This is a genomic window from Faecalibacterium butyricigenerans (assembly GCF_020687345.1).
In the GTDB taxonomy this organism is placed as follows: Bacteria; Bacillota; Clostridia; order Oscillospirales; family Ruminococcaceae; genus Faecalibacterium; species Faecalibacterium butyricigenerans.
In genome coordinates, this window is sequence record NZ_JAJEQL010000035.1 from 1 (window position 1) to 21,008 (window position 21,008).

23 protein-coding genes are annotated in these 21,008 nt (G+C 61.8%); 7 read left to right on the plus strand and 16 right to left on the minus strand.

Features of this window, described 5'->3' with window-relative positions:
• Window positions 1-234, plus strand: a 234-nt coding sequence (locus tag LKD23_RS10795) for a hypothetical protein (protein ID WP_227621648.1), incomplete at its 5' end; no start/stop codon positions are given.
• 221 nt (window positions 235-455) lie between these two features.
• On the opposite strand, the gene LKD23_RS10800 is transcribed toward LKD23_RS10795, so the two are convergent.
• Together LKD23_RS10800 and LKD23_RS10805 are read right to left on the minus strand one after the other, a co-directional pair.
• Complete coding sequence (locus LKD23_RS10800; RefSeq protein ID WP_227621649.1) at window positions 456-743, minus strand: zinc-ribbon domain containing protein; 288 nt, start codon at window positions 741-743, stop codon at window positions 456-458.
• Window positions 744-1,050: 307 nt separating this feature from the next.
• Complete coding sequence (locus LKD23_RS10805; protein ID WP_227621651.1) at window positions 1,051-2,247, minus strand: acetate/propionate family kinase; 1,197 nt, start codon at window positions 2,245-2,247, stop codon at window positions 1,051-1,053.
• Between the two features lie 226 nt (window positions 2,248-2,473).
• Here LKD23_RS10805 and LKD23_RS10810 point away from each other — a divergent pair, with 226 nt between their 5' ends.
• The 5 genes from LKD23_RS10810 to LKD23_RS10830 all read left to right on the plus strand — a co-directional run bounded on the left by LKD23_RS10810 (window position 2,474) and on the right by LKD23_RS10830 (window position 8,594).
• Window positions 2,474-3,673 (plus strand): nucleotidyltransferase family protein, encoded by a 1,200-nt coding sequence (locus tag LKD23_RS10810; RefSeq protein WP_227621652.1) that lies wholly within the window; start codon window positions 2,474-2,476, stop codon window positions 3,671-3,673.
• Between the two features lie 123 nt (window positions 3,674-3,796).
• Window positions 3,797-5,113, plus strand: coding sequence for an NAD(P)-dependent oxidoreductase (locus LKD23_RS10815; RefSeq protein WP_227621653.1), 1,317 nt, complete (start codon window positions 3,797-3,799; stop codon window positions 5,111-5,113).
• A 255-nt stretch (window positions 5,114-5,368) separates the two neighbouring features.
• The gene (locus tag LKD23_RS10820; protein WP_227621654.1) at window positions 5,369-6,919 is read left to right on the plus strand and encodes a DUF1538 family protein; all 1,551 of its coding nucleotides are present in this window, start codon (window positions 5,369-5,371) and stop codon (window positions 6,917-6,919) included.
• 12 nt (window positions 6,920-6,931) lie between these two features.
• A complete protein-coding gene (locus LKD23_RS10825) occupies window positions 6,932-7,606 on the plus strand; it encodes a P-II family nitrogen regulator (RefSeq protein ID WP_227621656.1) in 675 nt (224 codons plus the stop codon).
• Between the two features lie 118 nt (window positions 7,607-7,724).
• Window positions 7,725-8,594 carry a YitT family protein gene (locus tag LKD23_RS10830; protein ID WP_227621657.1) on the plus strand — a complete coding sequence of 290 codons (870 nt, stop codon included), beginning with the start codon at window positions 7,725-7,727 and terminating at the stop codon, window positions 8,592-8,594.
• 49 nt (window positions 8,595-8,643) lie between these two features.
• On the opposite strand, the gene LKD23_RS10835 is transcribed toward LKD23_RS10830, so the two are convergent.
• Both LKD23_RS10835 and LKD23_RS10840 read right to left on the minus strand, forming a co-directional pair.
• On the minus strand, window positions 8,644-10,260 hold the full coding sequence (locus LKD23_RS10835; RefSeq protein ID WP_227621658.1) for a phospholipase D-like domain-containing protein: 1,617 nt from the start codon (window positions 10,258-10,260) through the stop codon (window positions 8,644-8,646).
• Window positions 10,257-10,883: a C39 family peptidase gene (locus LKD23_RS10840; protein ID WP_227621660.1), complete on the minus strand. Its 627-nt coding sequence runs from the start codon at window positions 10,881-10,883 to the stop codon at window positions 10,257-10,259. The genes LKD23_RS10835 and LKD23_RS10840 overlap by 4 nt, the downstream gene beginning before the upstream one ends.
• 130 nt (window positions 10,884-11,013) lie before the next feature.
• On the opposite strand from LKD23_RS10840, the gene udk reads away from it, so the two are divergent.
• Window positions 11,014-11,643, plus strand: a complete 630-nt coding sequence (udk, locus tag LKD23_RS10845) for a uridine kinase (protein WP_227621661.1) — start codon at window positions 11,014-11,016, stop codon at window positions 11,641-11,643.
• Window positions 11,644-11,703: 60 nt separating this feature from the next.
• Here udk and atpC read toward each other — a convergent pair whose 3' ends face one another.
• The 12 genes from atpC to LKD23_RS10905 all read right to left on the minus strand — a co-directional run bounded on the left by atpC (window position 11,704) and on the right by LKD23_RS10905 (window position 20,912).
• On the minus strand, window positions 11,704-12,105 hold the full coding sequence (gene atpC / locus LKD23_RS10850) for an ATP synthase F1 subunit epsilon (protein WP_227621662.1): 402 nt from the start codon (window positions 12,103-12,105) through the stop codon (window positions 11,704-11,706).
• A gap of 3 nt (window positions 12,106-12,108) precedes the next feature.
• On the minus strand, window positions 12,109-13,503 hold the full coding sequence (gene atpD / locus LKD23_RS10855) for a F0F1 ATP synthase subunit beta (protein WP_015564620.1): 1,395 nt from the start codon (window positions 13,501-13,503) through the stop codon (window positions 12,109-12,111).
• A gap of 166 nt (window positions 13,504-13,669) precedes the next feature.
• Window positions 13,670-14,518, minus strand: coding sequence for an ATP synthase F1 subunit gamma (atpG, locus tag LKD23_RS10860; protein WP_227621663.1), 849 nt, complete (start codon window positions 14,516-14,518; stop codon window positions 13,670-13,672).
• A gap of 19 nt (window positions 14,519-14,537) precedes the next feature.
• Window positions 14,538-16,058, minus strand: coding sequence for a F0F1 ATP synthase subunit alpha (gene atpA / locus LKD23_RS10865; protein WP_227621664.1), 1,521 nt, complete (start codon window positions 16,056-16,058; stop codon window positions 14,538-14,540).
• Window positions 16,059-16,198: 140 nt separating this feature from the next.
• On the minus strand, window positions 16,199-16,738 hold the full coding sequence (gene atpH / locus LKD23_RS10870; RefSeq protein ID WP_227621666.1) for an ATP synthase F1 subunit delta: 540 nt from the start codon (window positions 16,736-16,738) through the stop codon (window positions 16,199-16,201).
• On the minus strand, window positions 16,735-17,241 hold the full coding sequence (gene atpF, locus LKD23_RS10875) for a F0F1 ATP synthase subunit B (protein ID WP_227621667.1): 507 nt from the start codon (window positions 17,239-17,241) through the stop codon (window positions 16,735-16,737). The genes atpH and atpF overlap by 4 nt, the downstream gene beginning before the upstream one ends.
• A 44-nt stretch (window positions 17,242-17,285) precedes the next feature.
• Window positions 17,286-17,567 carry an ATP synthase F0 subunit C gene (gene atpE, locus LKD23_RS10880; RefSeq protein WP_015564615.1) on the minus strand — a complete coding sequence of 94 codons (282 nt, stop codon included), beginning with the start codon at window positions 17,565-17,567 and terminating at the stop codon, window positions 17,286-17,288.
• A 52-nt stretch (window positions 17,568-17,619) separates the two neighbouring features.
• Window positions 17,620-18,363, minus strand: a complete 744-nt coding sequence (locus LKD23_RS10885) for a F0F1 ATP synthase subunit A (RefSeq protein WP_227621668.1) — start codon at window positions 18,361-18,363, stop codon at window positions 17,620-17,622.
• Between the two features lie 3 nt (window positions 18,364-18,366).
• Entirely contained in the window at window positions 18,367-18,867 is a 501-nt protein-coding gene (locus LKD23_RS10890) for an ATP synthase subunit I (RefSeq protein ID WP_227621670.1), read from the minus strand.
• A 20-nt stretch (window positions 18,868-18,887) separates the two neighbouring features.
• The gene (locus LKD23_RS10895) at window positions 18,888-19,148 is read right to left on the minus strand and encodes an AtpZ/AtpI family protein (protein WP_227621671.1); all 261 of its coding nucleotides are present in this window, start codon (window positions 19,146-19,148) and stop codon (window positions 18,888-18,890) included.
• A gap of 83 nt (window positions 19,149-19,231) precedes the next feature.
• On the minus strand, window positions 19,232-19,378 hold the full coding sequence (locus tag LKD23_RS10900) for a hypothetical protein (protein WP_227621673.1): 147 nt from the start codon (window positions 19,376-19,378) through the stop codon (window positions 19,232-19,234).
• Between the two features lie 115 nt (window positions 19,379-19,493).
• Window positions 19,494-20,912 (minus strand): glycogen synthase, encoded by a 1,419-nt coding sequence (locus LKD23_RS10905; RefSeq protein WP_227621674.1) that lies wholly within the window; start codon window positions 20,910-20,912, stop codon window positions 19,494-19,496.
• Between the last annotated feature and the right edge of the window lie 96 nt (window positions 20,913-21,008).

The window sequence follows — 21,008 nt, forward strand, 5'->3', positions numbered from 1 at the left end:
CCGCGGCCCCAACAGCTCCTCCCTGTATCCGCCGCAGGCGGCGGTCGTCGCTGTTGCGCATTTTTTTGTGCTTCTCCCATTTACGGCTCCGCCGAAGATTTCATGCTTCTGCTGGACATTACCGTCAGCAGAGAGGTAACACCAGCTGCGAAGCAGCAAATCGGAGAAACGAGAAAAAAGCGTTTAGCGCAGCGGCTAGCTTTTTTCCGTTTCGACCTCTCCTTTGGGGTCTGAAAGGGGCGAGCAGCCCCTTTCTCGTGCCTCCCGCGCCTCGAAAGTAGCGGGTGCTTTTCTGGTTCTCTTTTGGCACGCAAAAGAGAACTTAACCCCGCGTAACCGCGCTCTACCCCCGCGCCTCAGGCGCGCAATAGCACTTTTCCTCCCCAGAGAAAGCAAAAGCCCCCGCACTGCGCACAGTGCGGGGGCCGTTAAGCTTCAGATTATAGAATCAGCGCTTAGTTCTGCTTCATGCGAGCGAAGCAGTCAGAGCAGTAGACCGGACGGTCCTCACGGGGCTGGAAGGGAACCTTGCAAGCCTTGCCGCAAGCTGCGCAGGTAGCGTCGAACATCTGACGCTCGCCGCCGTTGCTGCGTGCGCCGCCGTTCTTGCGGGCATCACGGCAGGGCTTGCAGCGCTGGGGCTGGTTCTCAAAGCCACGGGATGCATAGAACTCCTGCTCACCAGCAGTCCAAACAAACTCCTTGCCGCAGTCCTTGCAAACTAAAGTCTTGTCTTCGAACATAGTAGTATCTCCTCTTTGTTTAGTTCTTGCCCACGGAAGGATTGTAACCATACCTTTGGTTTTTAGGGACCATAGCGCTGATCGTAAGCTTACCAGGGGCTTGAATGAGTAAACGTCCTCGGACTGAGGACTCTCCTATTGTACCGTTCTTTTTTTGATTTGTCAACCAAAAAACACACCCTCGTCCCCTTTTTTGTGCATTCAGCATAATAAGACGGATTTTACTCGTGCAAAACCACAAAAAGGCCGCACCACCCCTTTGCGGGAGCGGTGCGGCCTTAGCGCACTGTAATATTACAGGCGGAAATTACTTCTCGATGACTTCCTTGGTGTCGCGGGCGATCATCAGCTCCTCGTCGGTGGCGATGACCAGAGTGCGGACCTTGGCGCCCCATGCGGTGATGTCGCAGACATCGCCCACGGGATGCTCGTTCTTTTCGGTATCGATGCGGATGCCCAGCCAATCCATGTGGTGGCAGACCTTTGCACGGGCGATCTCGTCGTGCTCGCCGATGCCACCGGTGAAGACGATCGCGTCCACACCGCCCATAGCGGCGATGTAGCTGCCGACGACCTTCTTGATCTGGTAGTTCAGCATATCAGAAGCCAGCTGAGCGCGCTTGTTGCCGTGGAGAGCAGCCTCCTCGACGTCGCGCTTGTCGCTGGAAACACCGGAGATACCCAGCAGGCCGGACTTCTTATTCAGGATCTCGTCCAGCTCGTGGCCGGTGATGTTCAGGGTGTACTTCAGGTAGTTGACCACAGAGGGATCGAGGTCGCCGCAGCGGGTGCCCATCATCAGGCCGGCCAGCGGGGTCATGCCCATGGAGGTATCCACGACCTTGCCCTGATCGACAGCGGCGATGGAAGAGCCGTTGCCCAGATGGCAGGTGATGAGCTTCAGACGCTCGATCGGCTCCTCCAGATACTCAGCAGCCTTGTGCGCGACGTACTTGTGGCTGGTGCCGTGGAAGCCGTAGCGGCGGACGCCGTACTTCTCATAGTACTCGTAGGGGATGGCGTACATATAAGCCTTCGGGGGCATGGTGCTGTGGAAAGCGGTGTCGAAGACAGCGACCATCGGGACGTTGCCGAACACCTTGCGGGCTGCCTCGATGCCGAGGATGCCTGCGGGGTTGTGCAGAGGAGCCAGAGGGCTGAGCTCGCGGATGGTGTTGACGACCTCGTCGGTGATCAGGCAGCTTGCCTTGAACTTCTCGCCGCCGTGGACGACGCGGTGGCCGATGGCGCTGATCTCGCTGACATCGTCGATGCACTTGCCCTCGCCGGTGGTCATCTTCTTCACGACCTCAGCAAAAGCCTCGGTGTGGGTGGGGAAGATGGCGGGCGTGGTAGCCTTGTGGCCGTTGGCCTCATGGGTGATCATGCTGCTCTCCATGCCGATGCGCTCGCACAGGCCCTTGCACAGCACTTTCTCACCGTCCATATCGATGAGCTGATATTTCAGGGAAGAAGAGCCACAGTTGATAACCAGAATTTTCATCTTCTTGTTTCCTCCAGATATGTTTTTGTCCGCCCCCGAAAGGGCAGAATTTTACAGATTCCTAGAATTATTATATAATAGGGTCAGCCGGTTTTCAAGCCGCAATGGCGGCAAAGCCTGCCACAATGTCTCCGGGCTTTTTGTACATCCTGCCCAGAATCCCGTTCTTCAGGCCCGTTTCTCCATGCAGTATGACAGATATTTCACAAACTTTTGAGGTCACGCCATGAAATTTGCCGGTATCATCGCCGAATACGACCCCTTCCACAACGGCCACGCGTGGCAGCTGGCTCAGGCAAAGCTGCTGGGCGCAGAGCACATCGCCGTCGCCATGAGCTGCTCTCTTGTGCAGCGGGGCGCACTGCCCCTCCTGCCCGAGGCCGTCCGCACCCGGGCCGCGCTCACCTGCGGAGCCGACCTTGTGTTCGCCCTGCCTGCCCCCTGCGCCTGCGCAGGGGCGGAGGCCTTCGCCCGGGCGGGCGTAGCCCTGCTGTCCGCTGCCGGGTGCGATGGGCTGGTCTTCGGGGCCGAGACCCCCGACGCTGCCCTCCTGATGGAGGCCGCCGCCCTTCTGGACAGCGACGCCTACCGCGCCGCCCTCAAAGCCCAGCTCTCCGGCGGGGCGAAGAGCTTCGCCGCCGCGCGGCAGGCCGCAGCGGCTCAGCTTGCTCCCGACGGGCGGGTGGCCGCCCTCCTCGACAAGCCCAACAACAACCTCGCCGTCGAGTACTGCCGGGCCATCCGCTGTCTTGCGCCTCAGATGGAGGCCCATCCCCTGCCCCGGCAGGGCGCGGACCATGGCGAGGCCCTCCACGCCGCCCACGGCTCCTTCGCCAGTGCCAGCGCCCTCCGCCGCCTCTGGGCTGAGGGGGGAGCGGAGGCCATCGCACCCTATGTGCCCGAGGCGGTCTTCCCCCTCTACCGGGAGGCTCACGCCGCCGGGCAGTACACCGACTTTTCCGCCGCCGGGCGGTGCGAGCTGGCCCTTCTCCGGTCTGCCTGCCGGGGCGAGACGCCCTTCGGGCAGGTGCGCGGCATCTCCGAGGGGTTGGAGTACCGCTTGGAAGCCGCCGTCCGGGCCAGCACCACCTACGACGGCCTTCTGAACGCCCTCACCACCGTCCGCTATCCCCGGGCGCGGATGCGCCGCCTCGCCATGGACGCCGCGCTGGGCTACGCCGCCGACAGCTTCCCTTCTCTTCCGCCCTATCTCCACCTGCTGGGCGGACGGAAGGACGCACTTCCTTTTTTAAAGGGTTGCTCCCTCCCCGCCTCCCACTCGCTGGCCCGCCTGCGGGAGTCCGGCGAGGCCTGCGCCCGGATGGCCGAAGCTCAGCTTGCCGCCGCCGATTTCGGCGCGCTCTGCCGTGTCTCGCCCGAGGCGATGGGCAGCTTACTTCGTCAAAAAAATATCTTTTTGACGTAATGACAGAAATTTTTCTGCAAAATTTGTCATTTCGGCACTTGTATGCCGAGGCGGTTTCGGTGTATTATAGTAAAGAAGCTTGGATACAACACACCGCCTGCACAACAGGCACAAGGAGGAACCATGGCACTTCACGTTCTGGACGAAGCCAACCGCTGCCTCGGCTGCAAAAAGCCGCTGTGCCAGCAGGGCTGCCCCATCCACACCAACATCCCCGAGGTCATCCGTCTGCTCAAGGACAATCATCTGGACGACGCCGGCAGGATGCTCTTCGAAAACAACCCCCTGACCACTGTGTGCAGCCTCGTGTGCAACCATGAGAACCAGTGCGAGGGCCACTGCGTCCGCAACCGGATGCCCAGCCACGACCCCGTCCACTTCTCCATCATCGAGGACTACATCTCCACCACCTACGCCAACAAGATGACCTCCGGCCCCGCCCCCAAGAACGGGATGAAGGCCGCTGTGGTCGGCTCGGGGCCTGCGGGCCTGACCGTCGCCGTCCTGCTGGCGCGCTGGGGCTATGACATCACCATCTTCGACGCCCGGGACAAGATCGGCGGCGTCATGCGGTACGGCATCCCCAACTACCGCCTGCCCGACAGCGTGCTGGACGATTTCCAGTACCGTCATCTCGAGCTGAAGGGCATCCATGTCCGCCCCAACACCGCCATCGGCAAGACCATCACCATTGACGACCTGTTCCGGGACGGCTACAAGAGCGTCTTCATCGGCGCGGGCCTCTGGAAGGCCAACGCCATGCACATCAAGGGCGAGACGCTGGGCAACGTGGCTTTCGGCATCGACTACCTCGCCAACTCCAAGGCCTTCCAGCTGGGCGACGACATCGCCGTCATCGGCGTGGGCAACTCCGCCATGGACTGTGCCCGCACCGCCATCCGCAACGGCGCACGCCACGTCACCTGCTACGCCCGCCGCGACGAGAAGTGCATCAGCGCCTCCGAGCACGAGGTGCGGTACGCAAAGCTCGAGGGCGTGGGCTTCCGCTTCTGCAAGGCCCCCGTCGAGATCCGGGAGAACGGCATCATCTGCCGCGACACCGTAAAGGGCGATGACGGCAGATTCACGCAGGTGGAGGGCAGCGAGACCTTCTACCCCCATACCGGCGTGATCGTCTCGGTCAGTCAGGGTTCCGAAAGCACCCTCGTCAAAACCACCACCGGCATCGAGACCAACCAGCGCGGCCTGCTCACCGTCAACGAAGATGGCAGCACCACCCGTGAGGGCGTGTTCGCCGGCGGCGACGCCGTCATGGGCGCGCGCACCGTCGTCGAAGCCGTAGCCATCGCCAAGAAGGTGGCCGAGTCGATGGACTCTTACATGAAGTCCCTGCCCGCCGACACCGCCCCCGACCCCTACTCCGACATCCCGGTGTTCTCCACCCCGACTTCCGACGTTCTGACGAAGCAGGGCATCTAACATTGTATATTGAAAAGGCTGTTTGTCATAAACCTCTCCGTCCCGCTTCGCTCAGCAAGGCCGGGCTTCGGCACGCCGCAGGCGTAACGGAGAGGCTGCCTGTCAAGCAGCCTTTTCTTTTTGTAACATTTATATGTCTTTGCCAATCTTAGCCATTCTCCTGTTGACGTACTTTTGTCTGTTTTTGTATACTTATAAAGGATACATTTCTCATTTTGAACGCCCGGCGGCCCTGCTGCCGGGTGAGAAAGGCTGGTGGACACCATTATCAGATCATCCCTCCCCAAGCTCCGGGAAAAGCTGCTGGAGGCGCTTCAGGCCGTCCTGCCCATCGCGGCCATCGTGCTGATCCTCTGTTTCAGCATCGCCCCCGTTTCCCCGAGCATCCTGCTCTGCTTTCTGCTGGGTGCGGCCATGATCGTCGTCGGCATCATGTTCTTCACACTGGGCGCAGAGATGAGCATGACGCCGATGGGCGAACGGGTCGGCGCCATGCTCACCCGCAGCCAGAACATCTTCCTCATCATCGGGGTAGGCTTCCTGCTGGGCTTCCTCATCACCATCTCGGAGCCGGACCTGCAGGTGCTTGCAAACCAAGTGCCCTCCATCCCCAACATGACCCTCATCCTCTCGGTGGCCGTGGGCGTGGGCCTCTTCCTCGTCATGGCCTTCCTGCGTATGCTGCTGAGCATCCCGCTCCCCCGGCTGCTGGTGATCTTCTATGCAGCCATCTTCCTTCTGGCCGCCTTCGTACCGAAGGAGTTCCTTGCCGTAGCCTTTGACTCCGGCGGCGTCACTACGGGTCCCATGACCGTTCCCTTCATCATGGCTCTGGGCGTCGGTGTCTCGGCCATCCGTTCTGACCGCCACGCGGCGGACGACAGCTTCGGCCTTGTGGCCCTCTGCTCCGTCGGCCCCATCCTCGCCGTCCTCATCCTCGGCATCGTCTTCAACGCCAGCGAGAGCAGCTACATCCCGCCCGTCATCCCCGAAGTGGGCGACTCGGTGGAGCTGTGGCAGCTGTTCGGCGAGGGACTGCCCACCTATCTGCACGAGATCGCCCTCTCCCTGCTGCCCATCATCGTGATGTTCGGCATCTTCCAGCTGGTGGCGCTCCGCATCGACCGGCGGACGCTGGGCCGCATCGGGGTGGGCCTCGTCTACACTTACATCGGCCTCGTGCTCTTCCTCACCGGCGCGAACATCGGTTTCATGCCCGCCGGCAACTACCTCGGTCAGGTGCTGGGCGGCCAGAGCAGCCGCTGGCTCCTCATCCCCATCGGGATGCTCATCGGCTACTTCATCGTCCGGGCCGAGCCTGCGGTCTATGTCCTCAACAAGCAGGTGGAGGAAGTCACCGACGGAGCTATCTCCGCCGGGACCATGGGCGCGGCCCTCTCGGCAGGCGTCTCCCTCTCGGTGGGCCTTGCGATGGTGCGGGTGCTGACCGGCATCTCTATCCTCTGGTTCCTCATCCCGGGCTACCTCTTCGCCATCAGCATCTCTTTTGTGGTGCCGAAGCTCTACACTGCCATCGCCTTCGACGCCGGCGGCGTGGCCTCCGGCCCCATGACGGCCACCTTCCTGCTGCCGCTGGCGCAGGGGGCCTGCATCGCTGTGGGCGGCAACATCGTCACCGACGCGTTCGGCGTGGTGGCCATGGTCGCCATGACCCCCCTCATCACCGTCCAGCTCATGGGCCTTGTGGCCCAGCTCAAGACCCGCAAGGCCCGCAGCGCCCAGCCCCTGCTGGACACTGCCGCCCTGCTGGCTGACCTGCCGGACGACGCCATCATCGAGCTGTAAGGAGGTCTTGCCGTGAATACGCTCTACTGGCTGGTCACCATCACCGACCGCCCCACGACAGACGCCTTTTTAAAGCTTTATCAGAGCTTCGGCGTCAATGTCAGCCTGCGCACCGTGGGCGCAGGCACCGCCATTCAGGAGACGCTTTCCACCCTCGGGCTGGAAAAGACCGAAAAGGCCGTCCTTTTTGCCGTCATTACGGCGGACAGCTGGCCCCGCATCCAGAAAGCCCTGCGCCGTCAGATGCGCATTGATGTGCCGGGCACCGGCATCGCATTCATCGTCCCGGTGAGCAGCATCGGCGGCAAGCGCGCCCTGCTGTTCCTCACCGAGCACCAGACCCTTGAGCTGAAGGAGGAAAGCACCTTGAAAGATACCCGTTACGACCTGCTTCTCGTCATCGCCAATCAGGGCTACACCGGCTCCATCATGGATGCGGCCCGCGCCGCAGGGGCCGGCGGCGGCACCGTCATCCACGCCAAGGGCACCGGCATGGAGGGTGCGGCCAAGTTCATGGGCATCGACCTCGTGAACGAGAAGGAGCTGGTGCTCATCGTCGCCCGCACCAGCGAAAAGAACCAGATCATGAAGTCCATCATGGACGGGGCAGACAAGAAGGCCGGTGCCATCGTCTTCTCCCTGCCCGTCACCGACACCGCCGGTCTGCGTCTGCTGGACGAAGACTGAGCCGGTGGGGCTTTCATCTGTCGGATGAACAAAAATCCACGCCGCGGCAGGCCGCCGGGCGTGGATTTTTTTGCCGGTTTCCGGTATGATAGAAGGAATGATACGGGAGGCAAATGATATGATTCAGAATACGCACTGGAAACAGCTGGCCCGGAACTGGGCCTCCATCCTCTTCGGCAATGCGCTCTACTCGCTGGCGGTGGCCCTCTTCCTCGAGCCTGCGGGCCTCATCACCGGCGGTGCCACCGGCATCGCGCTGGCCATCGGGCGGCTGACGGGGCTGCCCATCTCGGGTCTGCTGCTCTTCATCAACCTTGCTATGCTGGTCTGGGGCTGGGCGGTCCTTGGCCGGGCCTTTGCCCTCAACACACTGGCCAGCAGCGTCCTCAGCCCGGCCTTTCTCGGCCTCTTTGAAGGGCTGCTGGCAGGCCGGGTGCTGACGGAGGACATCTTCCTCTGCACCGTTTTTTCGGGCCTCGGCATCGGCGTGGCGCTGGGCCTCGTCATCCGCTCCGGCGCATCTACCGGCGGCCTCGACATCCCGCCGCTGGTGCTCAACAAGTGGTTCAAGCTGCCGGTGTCGGCCACCATGCTGACCTTCGACATCGCGGTGCTGCTGATGCAGGCCGTGTTCAGCCCGGTGCAGCAGGTGCTCTACGGCGTCGTGATGGTGCTCATCCACACCATCGTCATGGACAAGATGCTGATGCTGGGTGCCAGCCGCACCGAAGTGAAGATCGTCAGCAGCCAGTCCGACGCCATCTGTGCCGCCATCCTCGCCCAGCTGGACCGCGGCGTGACCATCCTCCATGGCGAGGGCGGCTACACCCGCGAACCAAGCGCGGTGCTGCTGAGCATCGTGTCCAACCGGGAACTGCCCCGGCTGGAAAAGCTGGCCCACAGCATCGACCCCACCTGCTTCCTCATCGTGAGCCATGTCACCGAGGTCAGCGGCCGGGGCTTCTCGCTGGATAAGGATTATTTGTGATAAGAGAAACCTCTCAGTCAAAGCCGAAGGCTTTGACTGAGAGGTTTTTTTACAGCAGCGGCGCGATGACTTTGAGCAGCACACCCGCCAGATGGAGCAGGGTCTTGCCCTCCCAGATGCTCTCCCGGGTCGGCTCGACATCGCGGCAGAATTCCAGCGTTTTCTGGAAATCCTTCTCGATGGCGGGGATGCAGGCGGTGTCCTTCATCCAGACTGCATCCTCAAAATGGTGGTAGAGGCTGCGGTAGTCGAGGTTGATGGTACCCACCACGGCCTCGCAGTCGTCCACCACGAAGACCTTCGCATGGACAAAGCCGGGCAGCCACTCGCTGATCCTGACCCCCGAGTCCAGCAGGGAGGCATAATGGGTCTTTGCCAGCGCGTAGGCGAATTTTTTATCCGGCACATGGGGCAGGATGAGGTGGACGTCTACGCCCCGCTCTGCCGCGAACTTGAGAGCCGTTTCCAGCTCGCCGTCGAGGATGAGGTAGGGCGTCATGATATGGATGTAGCGCTTGGCGCGGTTGAGCAGGTCGATGTAGACCATCTCGCCCACCCGCTCCCCGTCCAGCGGACAGTCGCCGTAGGGGGCGGCGAAGCCCTTTGCCGGGACCGAATAGGGCGGCGCGGAGAGGAATTTATCGAACTCCGACTCCCGGCGGATGCTCCACATCTCAAGGAAGAGGATGGTCAGCGTCCGGACTCCCTCCCCCTCCAGCATGACGGCGGCGTCCTTCCAGCAGCCATACTTCTCGATGTGGTTGATGTACTCATCGGCGAGGTTCACGCCGCCGGTAAAGCCCACCTTCCCGTCGATGACGAGGATCTTCCGGTGGTCGCGGTAGTTGTAATGGGTGGAGACGAAGGGCTGGACGGGCGCAAACACCCGGCACTGGATGCCCAGCTTTTCAAGGCGGCGGGGATAGTCCCGGGGCAGGGTCGAAAACTCGCAGGTGCCGTCGTACATGACCCGGACGTCCACGCCCTCGGCAGCTTTCCGGGCCAGCACCTCGAGGATCCTGCCCCACATGAGGCCCTCGTCGATGATGAAGTACTCGAGAAAGATGTATCGCTCTGCCTTTTCCAGCTGGCGCAGCAGCTCTGCGAACTTGGCTTCGCCGCCGGGGAAGTAGGTCACCTCCGTGTTCTGGTAGACCGGGAAGCCGCCGCCCCTGCCGTGGAGATATCGTGCCAGCGAGGCCGCGCCGGGGTCGGCCTCTTCCAGCGCCTCTGCTGCGGCGAGGGGCTGGGGCTGCAAGCCCCGGGCCTCCTCGGTGAGGCTGGCCGCTCGCTTCTGAAGGGCGTTGTGGCCAAAGTTGCTCTTGACGTAGAAAAACAGGGGCACGCCCACCACGGGCAGGATGGCGATGGTGACCATCCATGTGATCTTGGCGCTGTTGTCCATCCGGCTGTTGAGGATATAGACCACCATGAAGACCGATACCGCAACGCTGCCGCCGAAGTAATGGGGCAGCAGGGTGCCGAACCACCGGAAGACGCCCCACAGCACCCCGACCTGCAGCAGCATCAGCAGCAGCACCAGCCCGAAGCGGCTGAAAATCGCGTGGACGATGCCCTTCTGGCCCTTTTTCAGGAGCCGGAGGCCGCCGTCCTCAAACTGCTGCATCCGGTCTTTCATGTTCTGCGAAAAGTTTTCCTTCTTCATACTTCTCCTTTCGGGCGGAGGGTGACGGCAAACATCCCCTGCGCCGCGTGGCAGTCCTCCACCAGCTGCTTGGGCTGGGGGCAGACGCCGTGGTCGTGCCATGGGTCGTTGAACCAGTAATTTTCCTCGTCATAGCCCACCAGCAGCAGACAGTGCTCGTTGCACTTCCATGCAAAGTCGGTGCCGTCGGCCAGCAGCCAGTGGTCCCGCTTCTCGGGCACAGGCTGGAAGTCCAGCGTGGCCCAGAACACCACCGGCATCCCTGCGTCGAGGTAGCCGCACAGCTGGGCCGCCGTCTTGCCGCTCTCGTCCACGACCTCGAACCGGTCGGCTGCGCCCTCGTGCTCCAAGGCGCTGTTCAGCGCTTTCACGATGCAGGGCGCGTAGCAGCCGTAGCCGGTGTGGTCGTGGGGGTCTCCGGGGTAGACCTGCCACGGGTCGGGGCCGTAGAGCCTGCCGTCCTGCTCCCAGTAGGGGGCGTGGGGCAGGTCGCGGGCGATGAAGGTATCGGGGTCGATGCTGATGCCCACGGCCTGCAGCAGCATGACGCTGCTGATGCTCTCGCAGCCGTTGACCCAGCGCTCGGTCTGGTCGATGTACGGGGCAGGAACGATTTTTTTCATCAAAATGCCTCCCTGTAGGTATTCGGCCCTGTCAAAACAGAGCGAAATGTGTTATTATGTAGGGTAAGGATATTATACCCCACTTGGGGGATTTTTTCCACCACAATCGGCACGCGGAGGTTTTTGGAACATGAACAATCTCATCATCGGCATCGCAGGCGGCTCCGGCAGCGGCAAGACCACTCTGGCCTGTCGGCTCAAGGCCCTTTTCGGGGAGGACGAAGTGCGCCTCATCTCCCACGACAGCTACTACAAGCGCCACGACGAGCTGCCCTTTGAGGAGCGCTGCAAACTGAACTATGACCACCCGGACGCCTTCGACAACGCCCTGCTCATTTATCACTTACAGGAGCTGAAGGCCGGCCGCGCCATCGACTGCCCGGTGTACGACTACGCCGACCACAACCGCAGCAACGAGGTGCAGCACATCGAGCCGGCCCCCGTCCTCATCGTGGAGGGCATCCTGCCCTTCGTGGAGCCGGAGCTGTGCGCCATGTTCGACTATAAGATCTTCGTGGACACCGACGCCGACGAGCGCATCCTGCGCCGTCTGGTGCGGGACGTCAAGGAGCGCGGCCGCTCCCTCGACAGCGTCATCCATCAGTATCTCACCACCGTCAAGCCCATGCACGAGGCTTTCGTCGAGCCGAGCAAGCGGAACGCCGACATCATCGTGCCCAACGGCGGCGAGAACACCACCGCCATCGAGATGCTGGCCCACCACATCCGCAGCCTTATCGAGAAAGCAAATATGCTCTGAGCTGCTCTATCGCAAAAAACCGGGGTCCCGTCGGGGACCCCGGTTTTTTCGTTCCTGTGGTCAATTCTTGATGGAGGTGCGCACCAGCGCACGCTTGAGGCGGGCCTGTGCCATCTCGTACTCGCGGCGGTCGAGGTCTTTGCGGGCCAGAAGCTCTTCGGCACGCTTTTTCGCCGCCTCGGCGCGGGCGTGGTCGATCTGCTCGGCCCACTCCCATGTGGTGGCCACCAGACGCACCTCCCCGTCCAGCACGGTGAGCATCCCGCCCATGCAGGCGGCACAGCGGCGCTGGCCGTCGGCATCGACGATGTGCGCCTCACCCATGCCCAGCGCGGTGCAGTAGTCGCCGTGCTTGGCCAGAATGGCGAGGTCGCCGTCGATGGCGCGGCAGACCACACGCTCGGCCTGCCCCTCAAAGGCGCAGCCGTCCGGTGTGACCACCGTCAGATGAAAGGTCGTCATGGTTTACCCCTTCTTCGCCTTAGCGAACACATCGTCGATGGTGCCCGCGAACAGGAAGGCGCTCTCGGGCAGGTCGTCGCACTCGCCGTTCAGGATCATGCGGAAGCCGCGCAGCGTCTCCTTCAGCGGGACGTACTGGCCGGGCATACCGGTAAACTGCTCTGCAACGTGGAAGCTCTGGCTCAGGAAGCGCTGCACCTTGCGGGCGCGGCTGACCGTGCGCTTGTCTTCCTCGCTCAGCTCGTCCATGCCCATGATGGCGATGATGTCCTGCAGCTCTTTGTAGCGCTGCAGCACCTTCTGGACGGCGCGGGCGATCTCATAATGCTCCTGACCCACGACCTCCGGGCTGAGGATGCGGCTGGTGGAGTCCAGCGGGTCCACAGCGGGGTAGATGCCCTGAGAGGCGATGTCGCGGCTCAGAACGGTGGTGGCATCCAGATGGGTGAAGGTGGTGGCAGGGGCCGGGTCGGTCAGGTCGTCGGCGGGGACGTAGACGGCCTGCACCGAGGTGATGGAACCCTTGCGGGTGGAGGTGATGCGCTCCTGCAGTGCGCCCATCTCGGTGGCCAGCGTGGGCTGGTAGCCGACGGCGGAGGGCATACGGCCCAGCAGAGCCGACACCTCAGAGCCAGCCTGCGTGAAGCGGAAGATGTTGTCGATGAAGAGCAGCACGTCCTGATTCTTGACATCGCGGAAGTACTCCGCCATGGTCAGGCCGGACAGTGCCACACGCATACGCGCTCCGGGAGGCTCGTTCATCTGGCCGTAGACCAGCGCCGTCTTGTTGATGACGCCGCTCTCGGTCATCTCGCCGTAAAGGTCGTTGCCCTCACGGGTGCGCTCGCCGACACCGGTGAACACCGAGTAGCCGTTGTGCTCGGTGGCGATGTTATAGATCAGCTCCTGAATGAGGACGGTCTTGCCGACACCGGCGCCGCCGAACAGGCCGATCTTGCCGCCCTTGGCGTAGGGGCAGATGAGGTCAACGACCTTGATGCCGGTCTCGAGGATCTCGGTGGTGGACTGCTGCTCCTCATAGCTGGGAGCGGGGCGGTGGATGGGCCAGTAGGCCTCCGGGGTGGGGGCGGGCTTGTTGTCCACCGGCTCGCCCAGCAGGTTGAACACGCGGCCCAGACACTGGTCGCCGACGGGCACCTTGATGGACTCGCCGGTGTCCACGGCCTCGGTGCCGCGCACCAGACCGTCGGTGCTGCTCATGGCGATGCAGCGGGCGACATTGTCACCGGTCAGCTGCGCCACCTCGACCACCAGCTTCTGGCCGTGGTTGTCGATCTCGATGGCGTTGAGCAGATCCGGCAGCTCGCCATCCTTGAACTGGATGTCCAGCACCGGGCCGATGACCTGGATCACCTTGCCGATGTGTTTTTCGGACATAGGCTACAACTCCTTCTCTTAAACCTCTCCGTCAGCGCTGACGCGCTGCCACCTCCCCTACCGAGGGGAGGCCTTGGCATTCCGCAAAGCCTTACCTCTTCGCCAGAGGCTCCCCTCGGTAGGGGAGCTGTCGAGCGATAGCGAGACTGAGAGGTTGATTCATTTGTTAATTCTCCGCACCAGCCACGATCTCGGTGATCTCCTGCGTGATGGCGGCCTGACGGGCGCGGTTGTAATACAGATTCAGATGCTCTATCATCTCACCGGCGTTCTTGGTGGCGGCATCCATGGCCGTGCGGCGGGCGGCCAGCTCGCTGGCTACGCTCTCGCACACTGCGCCGTAGAGGACACCGGCCACATACTCGGGGATGATCGCGCCGAACACTTCCTCGCTGCTGGGCTTGTACAGGATCTGGCTCCGGCGTGCCTCGGCCTTCTGGGCCTCTGTAGGCTCGATGGTCAGGGGCAGCACCTCAAGGGTGATAGCCGTCTGGGTCATCATGGAGTCGAAGCGGGTATAGCAGAGCTTCACCGCGTCGTACTCGCCCTTGAGGAAGCCCTCCGTTATCTGGTGGGACAGGGTGAAGCACTCGCTCACGGACACGTCCGCTGCCAGCAGCACCTCGTGGGTGAACAGGTCGGCCTCGTGGTGGGCGAAATACTCCGCCGAGCGCTTGCCGATGGGCAGGACGATGGCGGGACCTCCGGCAGCGTCGGCCTGCTTGAACACATTGGCGTTATAGCCGCCCGCCAGTCCGCGGTCGCCCGCGATGACCACCAGCAGGGTGCGCTTGATCTCGTCCCGGCGCAGATAGGGGTTGCGGGCACGGGGGTCCGCCGCCGCGATCTTGGTCAGCGATTCATACAGCGTTTCAAAGTAGGGGCGGCTGTGCTCCACCCGCTCCTTGGCACGGCGCATTTTGGAGGAAGCCACCAGCTCCATAGCCTTGGTGATCTGCATGGTACTCTCTACGCTTTTGATGCGCAGCTTGATGTCCTTCATGGAACCTGCCATGCGTTACGCCTCCTTCCTGTCAGTGCGCCTTGATAAAGCTCTCAGTGTAAGCGGACAGCACGCCCTTCAGAGCTTCCTCGGCGTCCTTTTCCAGCTTGCCGGTGGTGCGGATGGTCTCCATCACAGAGGCACCGGCAGCATCGGCATCCAGATACTCGTACAGGCCCTTCTCGTACTCTGCCACGGCGGGCACCTTGATGTTCACAAGGTAGTCGTGGATGGTCGCGTAGAGGATGGCCACCTGCTTTTCCACCGCAACGGGGGCCGAGCGGTTCTGCTTCAGCACCTCCACGATGCGCTCGCCCTGTGCCAGACGGGCCTTGGTGTCGGCGTCCAGATCGGAGCCGAACTGTGCGAAGGACTGCAGCTCGCGGTACTGGGAGTAGATGAGCTTCAGGGTGCCGGCCACCTTCTTCATGGCCTTGATCTGGGCGTTGCCGCCGACACGGGAGACCGAGATGCCGGGGTTGACGGCCGGCATGACGCCCGAGTGGAACAGCTCTGTCTCAAGGAAGATCTGGCCGTCGGTGATGGAGATGACGTTGGTGGGGATGTAGGCGGACACATCGCCCGCCTGCGTCTCGATGATGGGCAGAGCCGTCAGGCTGCCGCCGCCCAGCTCGTCGGAGAGCTTGGCTGCGCGCTCCAGCAGACGGGAGTGCAGATAAAAGACGTCGCCGGGGTAGGCCTCACGTCCCGGGGGACGGCGGATCAGCAGCGACAGGGCACGGTAAGCGACGGCGTGCTTGGACAGGTCATCGTAGATGATGAGGACGTGCTTGCCCTTGTGCATGAAATACTCGCCCATGGCACAGCCGGAGTAGGGCGCGATATACTGCAAGGGCGACAGCTCGGAGGCCGTAGCCGACACCACGATGGTGTAGCTCATGGCCCCGGCCTCGGTGAGGCTCTGGACGAGGTTTGCCACGGTAGAGCGCTTCTGGCCGATGGCGACGTAGATGCAGATGACGTCCTTGCCCTTCTGGTTGATGATGGTATCGGACGCGATGGTGGTCTTGCCGGTCTGGCGGTCGCCGATGATCAGCTCACGCTGGCCGCGGCCGATGGGGATCATAGAGTCGATGGCCTTGATGCCGGTCTGGAGCGGCTCCTTGACGGGCTGGCGCTCGATGATGCCGGGGGCCGGGCTTTCGATGGGGCGGAACTCCGTCGTCTCGATGGGGCCGGCGCCGTCGATGGGCTGGCCCAGTGCGTTGACGACGCGGCCGATCAGTGCCTCGCCCACCGGGACGGACACGACCTTGCCGGTGCGCTTGACGGTGCTGCCCTCCTTGATGCCGACGTCGGAACCCAGCAGAACGATGGAGACGGTGTTCTCCTCGAGGTTCTGCGCCATGCCGTACTCGCCGTTCTCAAACTGGAGCAGCTCGCCTGCCATGCACTTTTCCAGACCGCTGGCGCGGGCGATGCCGTCGCCCACCAGAATGACCGTGCCGACCTCGCTCTGCTCGATGACATTTTCGTAATGCTTGATCTGAGCACGGATGATCTTGGAGATCTCTTCAGGTTTCAGTTGCATTGTTGTGTCTTCACCACTCAATTCTTTGTAAACTTTCGGGTGGATGCCCTCTCAGCCAAAGCCGGTCTTGCTGCATCTCATCGCCTTGCGGCTCTGAGAGCAGCCGGGCCTCGCTTTCGCCGGAGAGCTTCGTATTGATTTTACAGCGTTGCCGCCGCGATGCTGCTGCGCAGGCCGGCGAGACGATTGCGGACGGTGCCGTCCAGCTCGGTGCCTTCGATGTCCAGCCGGATGCCGCCCAGCACGGCAGGCTCGACCTTCGTTTTGAGGTCGATGTGCTTACCGGTGACTTTTTCCAGCTTTTCGTGGAGGCGGGCGGTCTGCTCTGCCGTGAGGGGCACAGCGGAGACGGCGGTGGCCTCCAGAATGCCGTGGGCCTCATTGTAGCGCAGACGGTAGGCCCGGGCACAGCCCGGCAGCTCCCGCAGAGCGCCCTTTTCGCACAGCAGCTTCATAAAGTTGAGCACATAGAGGTGGACCTGCCCGCGGAAGGCCTCGTCCAACAGCGCACAGCGCTCTTTCTTGGGGATGCTGGGGATGCTGAGCAGATGCAGATATTCAGCGTCCCCGTTCAGCAGGGCGGTCACGCCTTCCAGTTCACCCAGAATGCGCTCGTCCAGCCCTTCCTCCGCGGCCAGGTCGTACAGGCTCCCGCCGTACATCCTTGCAGTCTCGGTCATGATGCTTCACCCACGTTTTTGATAAATTCGTCGATCAGATCCTGATGGTCGGCTTCCTTGATCTCGCGCTCGACCACTTTGGAGGCAATCTCCATCGCCATGCCGCCGATCTCGTCCTTGACCTCGTTGACGGCCTTCTTGCGCTCCTGCGCAATGTCGGCCTCGGCCTTCTGCTTGAGGGCAGCGGCCTGAGCACGGGCTTCGCCCAGCAGCTCCTCGCCGCGGGCGGCAGCCGTCTTCTGGGCGGCAGCTACGATCTGGCCGGCCTCGGCGCGGGCATTCTGCAGGTTCTGCTCATACTCCGCCTTCATGGCCTCAGCCTCGGCGCGCAGCTTTTCGGCGTCTGCAATCTGGCTGTCCGCCTTGGCCTTGCGCTCCGCGATGACTTTTTTGACCGGGTTCAGCAGCAGCTTTTTGAAGATCACGAGCTGGATCATCAGGTTGCAGACCTGAGCCAGAAACGTCCAGCCATCCAGCGTGATCAATGCCTGATAAAGTTGCATAAGCGTCTCCCCTTTCTCTTGAAATCAAGCTCAGAAAGGAGCGCTTACTGCAGGTAGTTCATGAACATACCGGGTGCGAGGAAGATGAGCAGCAGGCCGGTGACGAAGCCGTAGATACCGGTGGTCTCAGACAGTGCGACGCCGAGGATCAGGGTGCTGGTCACGTCGCTCTTGCACTCGGGCTGACGACCGACAGCCTCACAGGCAGCAGCGGCAGCGTTGCCTTCGCCGATGCCGGGGCCGATACCTGCGATCAGTGCGCAGCCTGCGCCGATGCCGCAGCCAGCCAGAGCGATACCACGAGCAAGGAATTGAAAGTCAGTCATAGTTTGTGTCCTCCTGAAAATGTTTGTTTTTGGGGGATGCCGGGCGGGAGGCTTACTCCTCACCGGCAGCACGTTTGATGAAGATGGTGGTCAGGGTACAGAAGATGAACGCCTGAATGCAGCCGCCGAACCAGTCGAAATAGAGGCCCGTGAAGGCCGGGATGCCGATCTGGAACAGCTGGAGCTGGCTCAGGAAGCCGGGCAGCCAGCCAAAAATGACGTGGCTCAGGCTCGCCAGTGCCCAGTACAGCAGGGTGGAGATAACGGTACCGGACAGGATGTTGCCGAAGTGACGGAAGGCCATGCTGACGGGGGTGGACACCTCCGACAGCACGTTGATGGGCGCCATCAGGAAGATGGGGTCCAGCAGGCCCTTCAGGTAGGCGAGGATGCCGTTGGTCTTGATCTTGTAGTACATGATGATGATGAACACCACGATGGCCCATGCCGCCTCGGTGTTCAGGTCTGCCGTGGGGCTCCACAGGCCTACCACGCTGATGAGGTTGCAGCCGATGCTGAGTGCGAAGATGGCACCCACCAGCGGGATGAACTTATCGAAGTGATAGCCCATGTTGTCGTGGACGAACTGGTCCAGCCGTTCCACGATGAACTCGGCGGCGGCCTGCCGTTTGGAGACGTTTTCCAGCTTGAGGTCACGCCCCAGCCAGAAAGCCAGAGCCGAGAGCAGCGCCATGACGATCCATGTGCTCACAAGGGTCTGGGTGATTTTAAAATCGCCCAGCACAGGGATATTGGTATGGATGGTATACAGGATCTTTGCGCCGTTCAGTTCCATTTGTTACGTTTCACCCCCTTTTTCATCGGGTGCGGACCGCTGTGCGTCGGCAGGCGCGGGGTCGTCCTCCACCGAGACGTCCACCGGCTCTGCCTTCGGCGCGAGCGGTTTGTACTTACCCGTTATTTGCAGGTAATAAATGGTAACACGAGGGAAAAACAGCGGCAGCACACCGGCAAAGGGCTGGAAGCAGGGGGCCGCGATGGCCACCACCACCCACAGCGCCTGCAGGAGCATCCGGCTGTTGTAGGAAAGCTGTAATGTTGCCTTGCGGCGCTTCTCGTCCGGCTCGTCGATGATCTTCTGGACCACGAAGCAGATGCCCGCAAAGTTGCCGACAGCGACGGCCGCGCCCACGAGGCTGCCGAGGATGACGGTGTAGTCGAACCTCACCCAGCCCACCAGATGCAGCGCCGCGAAAAGCACCCACAAAACGACGGTGCAGAATGCCGTGCCGCCCGCGATGCGGAGCAGCTCCTTTTTGGATTCCGGCTGTAATTTCATAGATCGATGTCTCCCTTATCTCATAGATGCGAGTTGAAGCCCTTCCGGCGGGGCTTGTCCTTTTTGGTGCGGTCGAGCCGCTCTTTGACGAAGACCCAGAAGTTCTGCGCCCCGGCGGCAAGCCCCAGCAGCACAGCGGGCAGATACACCCACATAGGCCAGCCCCAGCGGCTGACGGCCCACCAGCAGCCGCCCAGACACATCACCAGCGGCAGCAGCATATTCAGCCCCAGCTGGGTCAGCCAGACCAGATCTTCCAGCGCTTTATACCAGCCCTTCACCGTCCGGCCCCCCTCTGTGTGCGCTTCCCGGCACGCTCTGTTTTTTCTCCGGGCCGGGATGTTAAGCATTGAACGAAGATTCTTTACTCCCCATTATACTCAAACCGGCTGTAAAATTCAATCAATTTTCCACCTATTTTTAGCAAAATTCTATAAACGCGGAGAAGTTCGTCACTTCTAACCAAAAGTTTTTCCGCCCCGCCCCTCATCTTCTCCGCCTCTTCCATCATTCTTCCCCATTTGAGGCAGAAAAAGCCTTCCTTCGCCTAAGACGCCAAAAAAGCCCCGGCGGGCGCTGCGCATTGCAGTACCCGCCGGGGCGGAAATGAGTCTTTGGTCTATCCCTTACCAGAGGTTTGCGGTCTCGTTGTAGAGGCCTTCATAGCTCTTGGCCGAGACATCCCAGCTGAAGTCGCACTCCATATCGTACTTGACGAGGTTATGCCAGTCTTCCTTGCTGTAGTAGCGATCCTGTGCACGGCAGCAGGCGTCGTACAGCTCGTGGGCACTGTAGCCCGCGAAGGTGAAGCCGTTGCCCTCGCCGAGGGTGCAGTCGTGGATGGAGTCCCGCAGGCCGCCGGTCTCGCGGATGATGGGAGGCGTGCCGTAACGGCAGGCGACCATCTGGGCCAGACCGCAAGGCTCGCTCTTGGACGGCATGATAAAGGCGTCTGCACCGGCGTAGATCTCCTGAGACAGGGTCGGCTCGAAACCGATGTAGGTGCCCACACGGCCCGGGTGACGGCCGCACAGGTCCGAGAAGAAGTTCTCGTACTGGCTCTCGCCGCTGCCCAGAATGACCAGCTCGATGCCGCGGTCCACGAGGCCGTCAGCCACGCTCTGGACGAGGTCGAAGCCCTTCATGCCGACCATGCGGCTGACCATCGCAAAGACGGGGCTGCCGTCCTTGTGGAGGCCGAACCTATCCTGCAGGGCCTCCTTGCACTTTGCCTTGCCCGTTTCGAAGCTGTTGATGTCGTAGTTGCAGGCGATGTGGGGGTCGGTGGCAGGGTCGTTGGCCTCCATGTCGATGCCGTTCAGGATGCCGCAGAGCTTGTACTGCTTCTCCCGCAGCAGGGCGTCCAGACCGTAGCTGAACCACGGGTCGAGGATCTCCTGTGCATAGGTGGGGCTGACGGTGGTGATCTTATCCGCCGTCTCGATGGCGCCCTTCATGAAGTTGGCGCAGCCGTCGTACTCCACGATATGCTGGTCGCGGCGGCCGATGCCGCAGGTGTCTTCCAGGATCTCGGTGCCGTACTTGCCCTGATAGGCGATGTTATGGATGGTAAAGATGGTCTTGATGCGGTTGAACTTGTCCAGATGGCGATAGTACAGGTTCAGGTACACCGGCACCAGAGCGGTCTGCCAGTCGTTGCAGTTGATGATGTCGGGGGTGAAGTCGATGTAAAACAGGGTCTCCAGCACGGCGCGGGAGAAGAAGGCGAAACGCTCGCCGTCGTCGTAGAAGCCGTAGAGACCACGGCGCTTGAAGTAATACTCGTTGTCGAGGAAGTAGTAGGTCACGCCGTTGACCTCAGCCTTGAACAGGCCGCAGTACTGGCTGCGCCAGCCCACAGGGACGGAGTAGTTGGTCACATATTCCAGCTTGTCGCGGAACTTCAGGTCGCCGTACAGCGGCATGATGACGCGGGCGTCCACGCCGTCCTTGACCAGAGCCTTGGGCAGAGAGCCAGCCACGTCGGCCAGACCGCCGGACTTCGCAAAGGGGGTTGCTTCCGAAGCAGCATACAGGATCTTCATAAGATTCGCTCCTTCCTGATAAAACAGATGTCGTATCTCCTCCCGCTGCGGCAAAAAGAGCGGGCGGGGGCACACAGTGCCCCCCCCCCGCGTTAA

Coding starts and splice junctions, on each gene's coding strand:
- atpG (WP_227621663.1), bottom strand. CDS start 14,518: ATGGCAGGTTCCATGAAGGACATCAAGCTGCGCATCAAAAGCGTAGAG.
- LKD23_RS10815 (WP_227621653.1), top strand. CDS start 3,797: ATGGCACTTCACGTTCTGGACGAAGCCAACCGCTGCCTCGGCTGCAAA.
- LKD23_RS10810 (WP_227621652.1), top strand. CDS start 2,474: ATGAAATTTGCCGGTATCATCGCCGAATACGACCCCTTCCACAACGGC.
- LKD23_RS10900 (WP_227621673.1), bottom strand. CDS start 19,378: ATGATGGAAGAGGCGGAGAAGATGAGGGGCGGGGCGGAAAAACTTTTG.
- atpD (WP_015564620.1), bottom strand. CDS start 13,503: ATGTCCGAAAAACACATCGGCAAGGTGATCCAGGTCATCGGCCCGGTG.
- LKD23_RS10890 (WP_227621670.1), bottom strand. CDS start 18,867: ATGAAATTACAGCCGGAATCCAAAAAGGAGCTGCTCCGCATCGCGGGC.
- LKD23_RS10805 (WP_227621651.1), bottom strand. CDS start 2,247: ATGAAAATTCTGGTTATCAACTGTGGCTCTTCTTCCCTGAAATATCAG.
- LKD23_RS10885 (WP_227621668.1), bottom strand. CDS start 18,363: ATGGAACTGAACGGCGCAAAGATCCTGTATACCATCCATACCAATATC.
- LKD23_RS10800 (WP_227621649.1), bottom strand. CDS start 743: ATGTTCGAAGACAAGACTTTAGTTTGCAAGGACTGCGGCAAGGAGTTT.
- LKD23_RS10905 (WP_227621674.1), bottom strand. CDS start 20,912: ATGAAGATCCTGTATGCTGCTTCGGAAGCAACCCCCTTTGCGAAGTCC.
- LKD23_RS10835 (WP_227621658.1), bottom strand. CDS start 10,260: ATGAAGAAGGAAAACTTTTCGCAGAACATGAAAGACCGGATGCAGCAG.
- atpE (WP_015564615.1), bottom strand. CDS start 17,567: ATGACTGACTTTCAATTCCTTGCTCGTGGTATCGCTCTGGCTGGCTGC.
- atpA (WP_227621664.1), bottom strand. CDS start 16,058: ATGCAACTGAAACCTGAAGAGATCTCCAAGATCATCCGTGCTCAGATC.
- LKD23_RS10840 (WP_227621660.1), bottom strand. CDS start 10,883: ATGAAAAAAATCGTTCCTGCCCCGTACATCGACCAGACCGAGCGCTGG.
- atpC (WP_227621662.1), bottom strand. CDS start 12,105: ATGACGACCTTTCATCTGACGGTGGTCACACCGGACGGCTGCGCCTTT.
- atpH (WP_227621666.1), bottom strand. CDS start 16,738: ATGACCGAGACTGCAAGGATGTACGGCGGGAGCCTGTACGACCTGGCC.
- LKD23_RS10830 (WP_227621657.1), top strand. CDS start 7,725: ATGATTCAGAATACGCACTGGAAACAGCTGGCCCGGAACTGGGCCTCC.
- atpF (WP_227621667.1), bottom strand. CDS start 17,241: ATGCAACTTTATCAGGCATTGATCACGCTGGATGGCTGGACGTTTCTG.
- udk (WP_227621661.1), top strand. CDS start 11,014: ATGAACAATCTCATCATCGGCATCGCAGGCGGCTCCGGCAGCGGCAAG.